This is a genomic window from Sphingomonas sp. FW306-05-A, assembly GCF_058782275.1.
In genome coordinates this window covers 318373-332912 of sequence record NZ_JBYSXN010000001.1, presented here as the reverse complement: position 1 = coordinate 332912, position 14540 = coordinate 318373, and the positions used below count along the sequence as shown (strand labels likewise).

At 64.5% G+C, this 14540-nt stretch carries 11 protein-coding genes; 8 read left to right on the top strand and 3 right to left on the bottom strand.

The annotated features are described in order from the left end of the window. The first annotated feature begins 408 nt into the window (after positions 1 to 408). From AC3WJR_RS01580 to AC3WJR_RS01550, 7 genes are all read left to right on the top strand, one after another. Entirely contained in the window at positions 409 to 1728 is a 1320-nt protein-coding gene (locus AC3WJR_RS01580; RefSeq protein WP_492721706.1) for a hypothetical protein, read from the top strand. Positions 1729 to 1991: 263 nt separating this feature from the next. After that, positions 1992 to 2819, top strand: coding sequence for an alpha/beta fold hydrolase (locus tag AC3WJR_RS01575; protein ID WP_492721704.1), 828 nt, complete (start codon positions 1992 to 1994; stop codon positions 2817 to 2819). A gap of 152 nt (positions 2820 to 2971) precedes the next feature. Then, a complete protein-coding gene (locus AC3WJR_RS01570) occupies positions 2972 to 3586 on the top strand; it encodes a TetR/AcrR family transcriptional regulator (RefSeq protein WP_492721703.1) in 615 nt (204 codons plus the stop codon). Between the two features lie 329 nt (positions 3587 to 3915). Beyond that, positions 3916 to 4335, top strand: coding sequence for a hypothetical protein (locus AC3WJR_RS01565; protein ID WP_492721701.1), 420 nt, complete (start codon positions 3916 to 3918; stop codon positions 4333 to 4335). Beyond that, positions 4332 to 5600 (top strand): efflux RND transporter periplasmic adaptor subunit, encoded by a 1269-nt coding sequence (locus tag AC3WJR_RS01560; RefSeq protein ID WP_492721700.1) that lies wholly within the window; start codon positions 4332 to 4334, stop codon positions 5598 to 5600. The genes AC3WJR_RS01565 and AC3WJR_RS01560 overlap by 4 nt, the downstream gene beginning before the upstream one ends. A 133-nt stretch (positions 5601 to 5733) precedes the next feature. After that, positions 5734 to 8937 (top strand): efflux RND transporter permease subunit, encoded by a 3204-nt coding sequence (locus AC3WJR_RS01555; protein ID WP_492721699.1) that lies wholly within the window; start codon positions 5734 to 5736, stop codon positions 8935 to 8937. 8 nt (positions 8938 to 8945) lie between these two features. Continuing rightward, positions 8946 to 10367, top strand: coding sequence for an efflux transporter outer membrane subunit (locus AC3WJR_RS01550; protein ID WP_492721697.1), 1422 nt, complete (start codon positions 8946 to 8948; stop codon positions 10365 to 10367). Here AC3WJR_RS01550 and AC3WJR_RS01545 read toward each other — a convergent pair. Then, entirely contained in the window at positions 10346 to 11779 is a 1434-nt protein-coding gene (locus AC3WJR_RS01545) for a hypothetical protein (RefSeq protein ID WP_492721695.1), read from the bottom strand. The genes AC3WJR_RS01550 and AC3WJR_RS01545 overlap by 22 nt on opposite strands. 42 nt (positions 11780 to 11821) lie before the next feature. Between AC3WJR_RS01545 and AC3WJR_RS01540 the strand changes: the two genes are divergently transcribed. Beyond that, on the top strand, positions 11822 to 12937 hold the full coding sequence (locus tag AC3WJR_RS01540) for a glycosyltransferase family 4 protein (RefSeq protein WP_492721694.1): 1116 nt from the start codon (positions 11822 to 11824) through the stop codon (positions 12935 to 12937). Positions 12938 to 12951: 14 nt separating this feature from the next. Here AC3WJR_RS01540 and AC3WJR_RS01535 read toward each other — a convergent pair whose 3' ends face one another. Both AC3WJR_RS01535 and AC3WJR_RS01530 read right to left on the bottom strand, forming a co-directional pair. After that, on the bottom strand, positions 12952 to 13731 hold the full coding sequence (locus AC3WJR_RS01535; protein WP_492721693.1) for a glycosyltransferase family 2 protein: 780 nt from the start codon (positions 13729 to 13731) through the stop codon (positions 12952 to 12954). 236 nt (positions 13732 to 13967) lie between these two features. Continuing rightward, the gene (locus AC3WJR_RS01530; RefSeq protein ID WP_492721691.1) at positions 13968 to 14459 is read right to left on the bottom strand and encodes a GAF domain-containing protein; all 492 of its coding nucleotides are present in this window, start codon (positions 14457 to 14459) and stop codon (positions 13968 to 13970) included. Positions 14460 to 14540: the final 81 nt, after the last annotated feature.

The window sequence follows — 14540 nt, the reverse complement described above, 5'->3', positions numbered from 1 at the left end:
CCTTCTCCACCATCACGTCGACCATGGCGACTACGTTCGTCTCCGTCATCAGCATGCGGGGGACGAGCGCCGCCATTCAACCAATGCTTTCAAGCCTCTGCTGCCAGCCGCCTTCCCGCAGACTTGCAATCTGAGCCGCCCGCCGTCGTCGAGGGCGAGCTCGTAGCCGCGGTCCCGCAGCGTGTCCCAGACATGCGCCGGTTTGAACATGGTGAGTTTCTGGCCCTCTCTTGGCTGCCACATTCATGCGCGTCCGCAAATTGAAGAGCTGGGGCTTCCGCGCCCACAATGCAGAGGGGGATGGCGGAATGGATGCGGGCGAACCGGCGCCCGCCGGCGGCCCCGACGAAGTGAAACCCGCGTTTACGCATCGGCCGCGCACGCGCTATATTGCCCCAAACTAAGGGATTGAAACGGACGATGGGCGCGAAGGCTAGATTCAAGGAACTTGGCGAGGCTTACCTTGCTGCGGTCGAGGGCGCCATCGGCTGCCGCGTCGATGCAGACTATGCAAACAAGACCTTTCAACTCGCCGACCTCGCCGCGACGATGCACCGGTTTTACGAAGAGTGGGCGCCGACAGCAGAAGGCCTCGCGACCGGCACTCTTGTAGGCGTAGGTTCGATGCCCGCCGGACCGGGCGATCTGCATTCCGCACGCGAGATAAAGCCGAAGCTCCGCGACGCATGCGTAGACGAGCCCGGCGTCTACTTCATCATCCAGCCCAACATGCCGAAGCGTATCCGATCGCTACTGATGTTCGCCGACGCTATCCTGTTCTGGGATCCGCTGGAAAATTCGTTCCGCCAGCATGGCGTTGACAGCGAGATCGTTGCCAGTGCGCTCAATAATATACGCAAGCTCCGCCCGCTGATCGCAGAAGGGCTCGTCGTGCCAGCCCAGCTCGCCCGCGCTCGCGAGTTCGGAAACGTGCCGACGGTCGCGACGCATTTCGAGGACGCGCTGGCCTGGCAGTCAGCGCTCGGCAAGGACGGCTTCGAGAGCCGCACCTTGGCCATCGGTCCGGGGAGCTTCCAGCTCACCGTGCCCGAGGAAGAAGGCTTCATGGCTATAGCGGGACTGCGGGGACACTCCGAGAACAAGCTGGCCAGCCTGCTTCTACCGGACGTCGTCGTACCGTTGATGGACTACTCCTCGCTCGGCGACTACCAAAACTTCTGTGAGAGCCTCGACGCGACCATAGCGCCGCACGACTTGAAGTATGTCCACGAGAGCCTGGCGTTCGAAAGCGGCTTTCTCATCGATCCCGACAAGATCGACAACACTATGTTGTTAGAGCTGCGCGATCGGGACTCGATCTTCCACGCGCTGCGCCAGACGATCGTCGATGCCGTCCAAGAATACGAGACCCAGCTGGCCGGGGGGCAAGGCGCGACGTTTGTCCGAATATTCAACGAGCAGTTGAAGAATGCCTTCCGCGACCTCAAAGAGAAGGCAATCGTTTCGAACACGTGGAAGGAGTTCGTGGACGAATCTCGCACCTTCAGCGGCAAGGTGCTTGCCAAGGTCGCGACGGCGCCTCTCACCGGCAAAGCGCTTGCCGCCGACATGTTAGAGGCGGCGACGTCGAACGGCGTGACGTCGGCGGGCGCGCTCATGGCAGCATCGTTTAAGACGTACACCCGCTATCGCAACACGAAGATCCTGATGGATTTTGCTGGGGCCATCCGCGACAATCAGCCAGCGCCGCCGCCAATCTCTATATAGGTCCAAGCCTAGGAAGCGCGTCGCTACCAGACTTCTTCGCGCTGAGTGAATGGCAGGTGCTGGCAGACACTGCCGTTAAAAACTCGACGGGCGAACGACGCATCTTGGTCGAAAGCCGCCCTCCCCCCGCCACACATTGCCTACACGCAACGCACCCGTCACAATGATCCGCCAAATGATGGCCCAGCCATACCACCGCCCGCCAGCGGGTAGTGGCAACGGCCCGTACCGCGTCCCGCCCTTTCGCTGACCGGAGCACCGCCATGCCCACCATCACCACCACCGACGGAACCGAGATCTTCTACAAGGACTGGGGCCCGCGCGATGCGGCGGTCGTCATGTTCCACCACGGCTGGCCGCTCAGTTCGGACGACTGGGACGCGCAGATGATGTTCTTCCTAGACCACGGCTACCGCGTGATCGCGCACGACCGCCGCGGGCACGGTCGGTCGAGCCAGGCCGCGACCGGGCATGACATGGACGGCTATGTCGCCGACGTCGTCGCGCTGACCGACTCGCTCGATCTGCAAAACGCAGTCCACATCGGCCATTCGACCGGCGGCGGCGAAGTCGCCCGCTATGTCGCGCAGGCCAAGCCCGGGCGCGTCGCCAAGGCGGTCCTCATCAGCGCGGTCGCGCCGATCATGGTGCAGACCGAGACCAACCCGGACGGCATTCCGCTCGCGGTGTTCGACGGGCTGCGCGTCCAGACCGCGACCAACCGTGCGCAATTCTTCTACGACTTCACGCTCCCCTTCTTCGGCTACAATCGCGAGGGCGCGGAGATCAAGGAAGCGGTCCGGCTCAACTGGTGGCGTCAGGGGATGATGGGCAGCATCCTGGCGCACACCCAGGGGATCAAGGCGTTTTCGGAAACCGACTTCACCGCGGACCTCGAAGCGATCGCGGTGCCGACGCTGGTGATGCATGGCGAGGACGATCAGGTCGTGCCGTTCGCCACCACCGGCAAACTGTCGGCGGAGATCGTGGCGGGCGCGGTGCTTAAATCCTATCCGGGTTATCCGCACGGGATGCCGACGACCAATGCGGACCAGATCAACGCGGATCTGCTGGCCTTCATCCTGGGCTGACACATGGTGCATCGTTCGCGCTTAAAAGGGTGTCGAACACGCTCCGTTCATGCGTAAAACGGTGTCGAGAACGCCCCGTTTATGCTGGAAACGGGGCGTTTCCGCGGCGTATCGCTGGACGTTTGAACGCTAATGCCTATATACCGCTCGGTATGAATAGCGTGTGTTCCATCTCGGCCCCGAAAGGCAGGCCCCGCGAGTTCGACATCGACGACGCGCTCGGCAAGGCGTTGCTGGTGTTCTGGCGCAACGGCTACGAAGCCGCGTCGATGACCGAGCTGACCTTGGCGATGGGGATCACCAAGCCCAGCCTCTATGCCGCGTTCGGCAATAAGGAAGCCTTGTTCAACAAGGCGTTGGACCTCTACGAGCGCGAGAAACTGGCGTATATGACCTCCGCGCTCGATGCGCCGACCGCGCGCGGCGTGGCCGAACGGCTGCTCAACGGTGCGCTCGAAATGCAGTCGAGCACGTGCGATCCCAAGGGGTGTCTCGGCGTGATCAGCACCGCCACCTGTGGCGCGGAAGCCGAGTCGATCAAGGCCGCCGTCGTCAAGCGCCGCGCCTCGTCCGAGGCCGCGCTGATCCTGCGGTTCGAGCAGGCACAGGCGGCGGGCGAGTTTCCCGAGGGCATGACCCCGGCGGCACTGACCCGCTATCTCTTTGCGATTCTTCAGGGATTGATGCTCCAGGCGGGCTCCGGCGCGACCTGTGCGGAGCTGACCGAACTGGTCGCGACGAGCATGGCGGTCTGGCCGACCAAATAGCATTCTCTCCACCGTTGCGATAATTATTCGGAACGGTATAGAATGCAGTTGACGCACCGGCTTACCCCTTTATATACCGACTGGTATTGAAGCCGGGTCCTAGCGTGGATGCGGTGCCGGCAAAGGGGTTTCCGCCCATGATCCACCAAACCAGCTGATCCGGCTCGCGCATCGCGAGTCCGTTATCTTTCAAAGTCTTAACCGTCCGACGGCACGTGATACCACGTTGCCGGGCGGTCATCCGCGCCTTGCGCCGTGTGCAACGTTGACGATCTTTCGTCCGCGAAGGCCGGCGTGTGTCCTGCAAAGACCCAACAGGGGGAATTTCCATGGCCTATTACGACATCAACCACCCGTTCGCCGCACCCGTCGCCACTCGCACCCAGACCGCATCGGCAGCCGCCTGCGCCGCGCCGGCTACCATCCCGGCCTCGGGTTTCTCCGCGCTCGAATGGAGCGTCATCGCGATCGCCCAACGCGATACGCTGCGCAGCCTCGGCACCCCCGGCCGCATGTCGCGCGCGCTCGGCACCGTGTTCGGACTCGGCACCCAGTCGCGGCTCGCCGATCCCAAGCTTGAGGCGCTGCGCCGCGCCGCGGTCTACGCTCGCCACCGCGGCTATGCGATGCCCGTCACTGAGATTAACAACTTCCACGAGAACGGCTTCTCCGAAGCGCAGATGGAGACGCTCGTCACCAGCGTCACCGGAATGCGCGTCGGCCAGAGCAGCCGGAGAGCCTCCGCATGAACATGATCGCCCCCATAGATACGGCCGCCGCCAATGAAGCCACGGCCCCGCCCCCGCCAAAACGCTGGACGCGGTGGCAAAAGCGCGGTGCCATACTGATCCCGGTGGCGATAGCCGGGGTCGTCGGCGTCAAGCTGTTCGATCATTCGGACGCGGTCGCCGCAGCCCCGCCCCCGGCCGCGGTCACCGTAGCCACCCCGCTGGTTCGCCAGGTCAGCGAATGGGACGATTATGTCGGCCGCTTCGCCCCGAGCCGCTCGGTCGAGGTGCGCCCCCGCGTTGCGGGTGAAGTGACGGGCGTCCATTTCCACGACGGCGATATCGTACGCCCGGGGCAGTTGCTGTTCACGATCGACACGCGCCCCTTCGCTGCTGCGCTCGCCGAAGCACGCGCCAACGAAGCGAGCGCGCAAAGCGCGCTAACGCTCGCGCGCACCGATCTCGGTCGTGCGACGCGGCTGATCGACGACGAAGCGGTCTCCGCGGGCGAAGTCGATGCGCTGCGGGGCAAATTGCAAGCCGCGCAGGCCGGGCTCGCCGCCGCGCAGGCGCGCGTCCGGGCGCGCGCGCTCGACGTGTCGTTCACGCAAATCCGCGCGCCGATCGGCGGGCGCATCTCGGATCGCAAGGTCGATGCGGGCAATCAGGTCGCGGGCGGCGAAGGCACCGGCGGCACCGTGCTGACGACGATCAACGCGCTCGACCCGATCTACTTCACCTTCGACGGGTCCGAGGCGCTGTACCTCAAGACCCAGCGCGCGCGCCAACCAGGGGCCGCCGCCCCCGCGGTCGAGATCCAGTTGCAGGACGAGACTGCGCATCGCTGGAAGGGCAAGCTCGACTTCACCGACAACGGCCTCGACACGCATTCGGGGACGATCCGCGGGCGCGCGGTGCTGCCCAACCCGGGGCTGTTCCTGACGCCGGGGATGTTCGGCAACATGCGACTCGCCAGCGCTGGGACCAAACCTGCGCTGCTCGTCCCCGACGATGCGGTGCAGACCGATCAGGCGCGCAAGGTGCTGCTGACGGTCGGGCCCGACAATGTCGTCACCGCCAAGCCGGTCGTCGTCGGTGCGGTGGTCGATGGGATGCGGGTGATCCGGTCTGGCGTCGGCCCCAAGGACCGGATCATCATCAAGGGCACGCAAATGGCGATGCCGGGGTCCAAGGTCGCGCCAACGTTGGGCAAGATCGCGGTGTCGACCGAAGCGGCGGCACCAACGGCGCAGCCGATCGCAGGCGAAGCGACGCTGACCAGATAACCGCCTTCTTCCCCGGCGAAGGCCGAGGCCCAGTCGGGACACACTCTCGGCTCCCATCACTGCCGTTCCACAACTGGGCCCCGGCCTCCGCCGGGGAAGGTCGGGTCGTGGGCGCCGTCCAAGGACACGCATCATGCGCTTTTCGCGCTTCTTCATCACCCGGCCGATCTTCGCCGGGGTCATCGCGGTGGTCATCACCATCGTCGGGCTGATCGCGTACATGGGGCTCCCCGTGTCGCAATATCCCGACATCGTCCCTCCCACCGTCACCGTCACCGCGGTCTATCCCGGCGCGTCCGCCGAGACGGTCGCCGAGACGGTGGCCGCGCCGATCGAGCAGGAAATCAACGGCGTCGACAACATGCTGTACCAGTCGTCGCAATCGACTGGCGACGGCAAGGTGACGATCACCGTCACCTTCAAGATCGGCACCAACCTCGATGCGGCACAGGTGCTGGTGCAGAACCGCGTCGCGGTCGCCGTCCCGCGCCTGCCCGAGGACGTGCAACGATTGGGCGTGGTGACGCGCAAGACCAGCCCCGACTTCCTGATGGTCGTGAACCTCGTCTCGCCCGACAACTCGCTCGATCGCGGCTACATCTCCAATTACGCGCTGACGCAGGTCCGCGACCGCCTCAGCCGCATCGACGGCGTGGGTGACGTGCAACTGTTCGGCGCGCGCGACTATTCGATGCGCGTGTGGATCGACCCCGGCCGCGCCGCCGCGCTCGACCTGACCGCGGGCGAGATCGTCGCCGCCCTCCGTGCCCAGAACGTCCAGGTCGCCGCCGGCACGCTCGGCCAGCCGCCTTACGCCACGGGCAACGCATTCCAGCTCAACGTCGAGACGCAGGGCCGCCTCACCGACCCCAAGCAGTTCGCCGATGTGGTGATCCGCACCGACACGGATGGCCGTCAGGTCAAGGTCTCCGACGTCGCGCGCGTCGAGCTCGGCGCGCAGGATTATGGCGCGAACACCTATCTCAGCGGCAAACCGACCGTCATCGCCGCGGTCTTCCAGCGCCCCGGCTCGAACGCGCTCGCCGCCGCGCAAGCGGTGTCGGCCGAGATGGAGACGATGTCCAAGAAGTTCCCCAAGGGCCTCGCCTACCGCGTTATCTACAACCCGACCGAGTTCATCGCCCAGTCGATCGACGCGGTGAAGCACACGCTGATCGAGGCGATGGTGCTGGTGGTGCTCGTCATCCTCGTCTTCCTGCAGAAATGGCGTGCGGCGATCATCCCGATCGTCGCGATCCCGGTCTCGCTGATCGGCACCTTCGCGGTGCTCGCGGCGGTCGGCTACTCGCTCAACAACCTGTCGCTGTTCGGGCTGGTGCTCGCAATCGGGATCGTCGTCGATGATGCGATCGTCGTGGTCGAGAATGTCGAGCGCAACCTCGAGGCGGGGCTCTCCCCGCTCGAGGCGGCGCGCAAGTCGATGGACGAAGTGTCGGGCGCGCTCGTCGCGATCGTGCTGGTGTTGTGCGCGGTGTTCATCCCGACCGTGTTCCTGACCGGGCTTTCGGGCGCCTTCTACCGCCAGTTCGCGGTGACGATCTCGACCGCGACGATCATCTCGCTGCTGCTCTCGCTGACCTTGTCGCCAGCACTCGCGGCAATGCTGCTCAAGCCACACACCGATGCGCATTCGGGCGGTCGCCTCACCCGGCTCGTCCGGCGCGCGGGCGACGGCTTCAACCGCGGGTTCGAGCGGATGAGCACGGCCTATGGCCGCCTCACCTTCCGGCTCGTCAGCGCACCGCGCAAGATGATGCTCGTCTATGGCGGCCTCATCGCGCTCACCGCCTTCGTCTTCACGGTGACGCCCGCAGGCTTCGTCCCCGCGCAGGACCAGGGCTATTTCCTGACCGTGATCCAGCTCCCGCCCGGCTCCTCGGTCGAGCGGACCGATGCGGTGATGCAGAAGGTCGCCAAGCGCATCCTGCCGCTCGCAGGCGTCAAGGGCGCGGTGATGCTCGCGGGCTTCGACGGCCCGTCGCAGACGCTCGCCCCCAACAGCGCCGCCGCCTACATCCCGCTCAAGAGCTTTGAGGAGCGGAAGAAACTCGGCGTCACCTTCGCCGGGATCATGGCCGAGGCGCAAAAGGCGACCGCCGACATCAACGAGGCGCGGTTGCTGATCGTCCCGCCACCGCTGATCCAAGGGATCGGCTCGGCGGGCGGCTATCGCCTGATGGTCCAGGACCAGCAGGGGCACGGCTATCTGGAGATGGGCAAGACCGCCTATGATCTGATCGGCAAGGCCAACCAGACCAACGGCCTCGCGCAGGTCTACACCTTCTTCGACACCGCCACGCCGCGCATCTTCGCGGATGTCGATCGGACCAAGGCGAACATGCTCGGCGTGCCCCCGGAGCGCGTGTTCGAGGCGTTGCAGGTCTATCTCGGCTCGGCGTTCGTCAACGACTTCAACCTGCTGGGCCGCACCTACCGCGTCACCGCGCAGGCCGACTCGCCGTTCCGCAACACGACGGCGGACATCGCCAACCTCAAGACGCGCTCGAACACCGGGCAGATGGTCCCGATCGGGTCGGTCTCGACCTTCCGCGACAAGACCGGGCCGTATCGCGTCGTGCGCTACAACCTGTTCCCCGCGGTCGAAGTGGATGGCGACACCGCCAAGGGCTCGTCCTCGGGCCAGTCGCTGGTCGCGATGGAGAAGCTCGCCGATACTGCCTTGCCGACCGGCTATGCGCATGAATGGACCGGCATCGCCTATCAGCAGAAGTCGGCGGGGAGCACCGCCGCGGCGGTCTTCGGCATGGCGGTGGTGTTCGTCTTCCTCGTGCTCGCCGCGCAATATGAGAGCCTGACGCTGCCGCTCGCGATCATCCTGATCGTGCCGATGTGTCTGCTCGCCGCGATGACCGGGGTGAATCTGCGCGGCATGGACAATAACGTCCTTACGCAGATCGGGCTCGTCGTGCTGATCGCATTGGCCGCCAAGAACGCGATCCTCGTGGTCGAGTTCGCCAAGCAGGCCGAGGAAGAGGATGGCCTCACGCCGATCGAGGCCGCGGTCCGCGCCGCGACCGACCGTCTGCGCCCGATCCTGATGACGAGCTTCGCGTTCATCCTTGGCGCGGTGCCGCTGGTGATCGCCGAGGGGGCTGGCGCGGAGTTGCGCCAGGCGCTCGGCACCGCGGTGTTCTTCGGGATGATCGGCGTGACCGGCTTCGGGTTGCTGTTCACTCCCACCTTCTACGTCGTCGCGCGTGCGCTGGCGCAGCGGTTCGAACGCCGCCACCCGACCCCGGTGCCCGCCGCACCAAATGGCCCCGTAGCGCCGCATGCGCTGCAGCCAGCCGAATAGGACCGCTTATGAAAACCCTCCTGCTCACCGGCCTCTCCGCGCTCGCGCTCTCCGCCTGCGCCGCTGGCCCCAACTATGTCGCCCCCCCGGCCCCACCGTCTGCCGCCGCGCCGTTCGTCTCGACGAGCGCCGCGACGGTCACGGCCCCCGCCGACCAGAACTGGTGGCGGATGTACCGTGACCCGGTCCTCGACGGTCTCGTCGCGGATGCGCTCGCGGCAAACACCGACCTGCGCGTCGCGGTCGCGCGGCTCGATAGCGCGCGCGCGTCGCTGCGCGGCGCAAAGACCGACCGCGAACCGCAGATCAACGCAGGCGCGAGCGGCAATTACGCCCGCACCTCGCAATTGCAGAACCTCCCCGGGTTCGACCGCGAGCGTGCCACGTACGACGTCGGGCTCGACGTCAGCTACGAAGTCGACCTGTCGGGGAGCGTTCGTCGCAATGTCGAAGCCGCGCGCGGTGATGTCGGCGCGGCGCAGGCGGATGCCGATGCGGTCCGCGTCTCGATCGTCGCGGCGACGACGCGCGCTTATGTCGACGCCGCCTCTTCGGCGGAGCGGCTTGGCGTTGCACGCCGCATCGTCGATCTACTCGACAAATCCAGCACCCTGACCGGCAAGCGCGTCGACGCGGGCCGCGCGTCGCGGCTCGATGCGGTGCGGATCGCCGCTTTGCGCAGTCAGCGCGCCGCGCTCATCCCGCAGATAGAAGCCGAGCGGCAAGCCGCGCTGTTCCGCCTCGCCACGCTGACCGGTCGCACCCCGCAGGACCTCCCCGCCGCCGCCGGCGCGCGCACCACTACCCCGCGGATCGACCAGCCGATCCCGGTCGGCGACGGCGCGGCGCTGCTCGCGCGCCGCCCCGACGTCCGCGCCGCCGAACGCCGCCTCGCCGCCGCCACCGCGCGGATCGGGGTGCAAACGTCGCAGCTCTATCCGCAGATCTCGCTCGGCGGTTCGATCGGCTCGACCGCGCTGACAGTGGGCGACATCTTCACCGGCGGCCCGGTGCGCTGGCTGGTCGGTCCCTTGCTCAACTGGACGCTCAACCAGTCCGCCGCACGCGCGCGGATCGCGGGCGCGCAGGCGGACACGCGCGGCGCGCTCGCCAGTTTCGACGGCAGCATCCTCACCGCACTCGAGGAAACCGAGACCGCGCTCTCCAATTACGCGCGCGAACTCGATCGCCGCACGCACTTGCAGGCCGCGCGCGACAGTGCGGAGACGGCGGCGCGGATCACGCGCGCGCGGCAACGCGAGGGGACGATCGATTTTCTCGAGGTGTTGGACGCCGAACGGACCTTTGCGGACAGCGAGGCCGACCTTGCCACCGCGGATGCGCGTATTGCCGATGCACAGGTTGACGTCTTCCGTGCGCTTGGGGGCGGCTGGCAGCGACAGCAAAGTCAGCGATCGGTGGGCCCATGAGCGCGTACGATGGACCTGCCGCGGGGCTGAGAGGGAGCGACCCTGGGTTCGGCCCTGACGCGTGATTGTACTGAGGCTGCTGGAATTGCGGTCAGCACGGCAAAGACGAAGGCGATCAGCGTACCGAAATCGACGGAGGTCGCGCTTCCGGCGAATGGCAACAGGCTCACCAGCAGCGTGCGTTTGGCACCGCCGATCAAAAGCCGATCCGGGAAATTTGCACGTCCGACCGGCTGGAACACGGCATTCAGGACAAACAATCCGAACAATGCGCATCCGATCACACCCGTCCCGCACGCCAGTGCCACGAACCAGCTCGATGCACGGGTGGAGCCCACGCCGAGGCCAAAGCCTCCGGTGGCGCGCAATCCCTCCAGGCTGACGGTGTTCCAGTACAGTCGCTCCTCGAAGGAACTCGTCGAAGCCTTGCGCACCACCGCGGCGTCAAACACCTTCGCGAGCTGTGCCGCCACGTCTGGCAATACGGTCAGCACAAGTCCTGCTGCAACGGCCAGACCGATCAGGACGCCGAGATTGCCGCGGAGTCGGCTCGCCGCAACGCCACTTTGGCCGCGCAGGAGCAGTATGACGATGTCGAACACCATGATGACCAGAAACGCAATGAGGCCCGCGATCGCGCCCGACGACGTCGACAAGGCTGCCATGAGCAGACACGACCACCCTGCCAAACCGGCAAGCCAGCGCCACCGCAGATCCAGGGTTTCCGCCGGACGCATGAAGGTGATGAGCGACCCGAACGACAGGGCGACGTAGCCGAACGCGGAGGCCTCGGGCTGCAACCCGACGACACGCCGTACGCCCGCCATGTCGGCATTGCTGAGCAACGCGTAGCTTGCGGTACGCAATGCACTGAGCGCGGCGCTGCCATATGTCGCCATGTCGGTGATCCCGGAGACAACCACCGCCGCACCACCGATGATGAGGGCTTTTCGAAACAGCCGCCGCCCGTCCTCCTTAGACAACAGCAGGAACGTGGCCAGCGTCATCAAACACGAGTTCACCAGATAAAGAGCTTGCGTGATGTTGCCGGCACCAGGTGCGAGCGGCTTAAACTGCTGGACGTTCAGCTCTATCGTGGGCGCCCCGGCGAATACGATTGGCGCGATGCCTGTAACCACAAGCGCATAGAACAGGAACGCCATCAGCAAGCCGAGGTGACGCACATTCAACGTCGCATCGACGATGTCGGCAGTGTCTGACTTCAAGATCAGGCGGACGATCACGACGGATGACAGGACGGTGACCGGAAGGAACGTGACGCCACCGCTGATCTCAAGCGGCACCACGGCCAAGGTTCCAAAACTTATGCTGATCACCATTCCATAGACAATGACGCGCAATGATAGCCATATGGAAGCGATCGCAAACGACCAGAACAGTGCCAGTATCATCTTGCCGCTGCCATTCTCTTAGACATGGGGTTTGCATAGCCGATGAACGTCTTGCTGAACATGCCAAGTCAATCTCGCGACCAACCCAGCGGGGTCGGCCGTATCGGACTGGAGATTGCGCACCATCTTCTGAAGCGCAGCCTCCACCACTATTCTTTACGATCGCAGTTCAAGATAACCGATCTCAATGACGATTTTCGCGCACTGAAAACCGTGGTTACGGTCGGTAAGGTTCGTCAATATGCCAGGGACATCGTGCAATCGTCACTGACCGCGGCGTTCAATTCCACCTTTCGATCAAACGACTTGATCGTCAACATGGATCCGCTTGGGGTGTTCGCAGGAGGGCGTGCGCGAATCACGATCGTCCATGACCTGTACTTCGCGACAATGCCCACGCTGTACAGCCGGTTCGGCGTGATCAAGGCGTGGCTGATCCATCATGTCGTTCTGGGCCGAAGCATCCGCATTGTTACGGTTTCGCAGTCCACGGCGAATGATATCAAACGACATTTCCCGCACCTTGCAGCACGGGTCCGGGTCATCCTGTCCAATTCTCCAATGCGGGCGGTGCCCGATCCCGCTTGGTTGAGCGAATGGACCAACCGATGCTTCGTTCTGGCGGTGGCCAACGTCACACCCAACAAGAATCTTGAAACACTGGGCGAGGCCTTTTGTCGTGTCGCGGCGAATCATCCCGACCTGCTGCTGGTTCACGTCGGCAGCGATGCTGCGGAGCGTTTGGCTGGGGTCATGGCGCATCACGGGTTTGGCGACCGATTGGTTCGTCCGCGCGGCATCTCCGACTCCGGGCTTGCCGGGCTGTACCAGTCTGCGCGCTGTCTCGTGACGCCGTCCCTGTACGAGGGTTTCTGCCTGCCATTGCTGGAAGGGCAACGGTATGGCTGTCCCGTCCTGTTCGCCGATGCGCCTGGCACGGCAGAAATCGGCGGCATCGGCGGTTTGCGGTTCGACCCGCTGGACGTATCCGTGTTGTCGCGGTTGCTCGACCGGGTGATCCAAAAGCCAACGCTACGGTCCGTCATGCGTGCACGCGGATTTCGCAATGCAACCCGCTTCTCCTGGGAAAGGGCGGCGGCGGAATATGAGGCGGTTTTCGCCGAGGCACTGTCCGAGATGCGTGTCGGCCCACGATAGTGCAGTCGCCTGGCCTACAGGTTCAAGATCCTCGATGGGTGCAGCGTGCCGCCGATCAGATCGCGCAATGCGATCAGATTACCTTTCAGACGTCCTGCACGATCGATCCATGGTTCCGGAAACCATGACCGGATCAGGTTCTTGGCCATGTGGCGCACCACGAACCGGATCATCGCGCCCCGCCGCAGCGTTCCTTTGCGACAAAGATAAATCGGGTTTGCCACCTGCGAATACCCCAGCCTGACGCCGCTCGTTCGTCCGTGCTTGACCCCCTGGTGCACCCCCGCAAACGCATTGGTGTAGGCGATCAGGCCACGTCCCATCATCTGACATCCGAAATCGACATCCTCCAGCCAACCGTACAATGGTAGCTGCTCATCGAACCGCAGGTCACCGATCGCGCTTGCCCGATACGCCATGTTGCAGCCATACAATCCCCCCGAATGGGGGCGAAGCCAGATCGCGTCGGGTTTCGTGCATTCATACGCCTGAACCGCCGCAAGGGCGGCGTCGTACGGCACACCTGGCCCGCCAATACCATCCAGCAGCAGTTTCCCGGACACCGCCACCAGTTGCACGTTCGCCCGGAACAGTTCGACAATTTCTGCTACCACTGTGCGGGAAGCGACATAATCGTCATCGAAGAATGCCACGATGTCGACGCGATCGATCAGCCGATCGAGGGCTGCATTCCGCTGGACCGGAAGCCCCCTGGGTGAGAAAATGACTTCACACGCAACCGGCCAGTCGTCCAGCGACGGCAGATCGTCAGTCCCCGTGACCGCAAGGCACATCAGATCGGGCGGTAGCGTTTGTACTGCCAGACGCTCTTTCCATTGACGTATCTCGCATGGTCGCCCCGTACTTGCTATGACGATCGCTAGTGATGGGTGTCTTGTAGCGAGCACGATAGAGTGAGACTCCAGTCCGCCTCGATCTATGCCGCATCTTGGATTTACGGTCCAGCCATTCGACCGTTATTTGCCAAATCACCAGTTCATTGACGCAGACCGGAGTAGACGCCGTCTTGTTAACCGCTGATCAAACGTTCGGCTTCACGAGCGAGACGACCGAGCGCCGTCAGATCGGGCGCTTCTTCCCGGGGAACCGTGTCGATGACGCATAACGCCCCGAGCGCATATCCCGCGCGATTGACCAGTGGAATGCCCGCATAGAAGCGGACGAACGGCGCATGCCTGACCGTCGAGATTTGCGCGTATCGCTCGTCCGCCCGGGCGTCGAGGATCACGAGCGGTTCGCCAGGACGGAGGATGACCCTGCTGCAAATCGACGCGGAACGGGGCGTTTCGGTGATGTCTAAGCCGTGCCCCGCCGCGATCCACTGACGGTTGCGATCGATGATCGAGACGGATGCGATCGGAGTCCGTGCAACGGCAGCGGCCTGATTGACGATCCGCTTGAGTTCCACCTCGCGTTCGGTCGTCGTTTGCCGGGCGGCATCGACTGCGATCTGGCGCCGTTGTTCCAGAACTGCCTCGTCCGCGGTCGCCCAATGCTGCATCACTTCTCGCTTCCGTACATCGGTTCCGATCCCTTACCCCTGCCGTCGCAATCCTTATCGAACTCTTTACATCGTGGCGTT

Bases quoted from the DNA above. Each gene is read 5' to 3' on its own strand.
- AC3WJR_RS01535 (WP_492721693.1), bottom strand. From the start codon at position 13,731: ATGTGCCTTGCGGTCACGGGGACTGACGATCTGCCGTCGCTGGACGAC.
- AC3WJR_RS01565 (WP_492721701.1), top strand. From the start codon at position 3,916: ATGGCCTATTACGACATCAACCACCCGTTCGCCGCACCCGTCGCCACT.
- AC3WJR_RS01570 (WP_492721703.1), top strand. From the start codon at position 2,972: ATGAATAGCGTGTGTTCCATCTCGGCCCCGAAAGGCAGGCCCCGCGAG.
- AC3WJR_RS01560 (WP_492721700.1), top strand. From the start codon at position 4,332: ATGAACATGATCGCCCCCATAGATACGGCCGCCGCCAATGAAGCCACG.
- AC3WJR_RS01550 (WP_492721697.1), top strand. From the start codon at position 8,946: ATGAAAACCCTCCTGCTCACCGGCCTCTCCGCGCTCGCGCTCTCCGCC.
- AC3WJR_RS01540 (WP_492721694.1), top strand. From the start codon at position 11,822: ATGAACGTCTTGCTGAACATGCCAAGTCAATCTCGCGACCAACCCAGC.
- AC3WJR_RS01555 (WP_492721699.1), top strand. From the start codon at position 5,734: ATGCGCTTTTCGCGCTTCTTCATCACCCGGCCGATCTTCGCCGGGGTC.
- AC3WJR_RS01575 (WP_492721704.1), top strand. From the start codon at position 1,992: ATGCCCACCATCACCACCACCGACGGAACCGAGATCTTCTACAAGGAC.
- AC3WJR_RS01545 (WP_492721695.1), bottom strand. From the start codon at position 11,779: ATGATACTGGCACTGTTCTGGTCGTTTGCGATCGCTTCCATATGGCTA.
- AC3WJR_RS01530 (WP_492721691.1), bottom strand. From the start codon at position 14,459: ATGCAGCATTGGGCGACCGCGGACGAGGCAGTTCTGGAACAACGGCGC.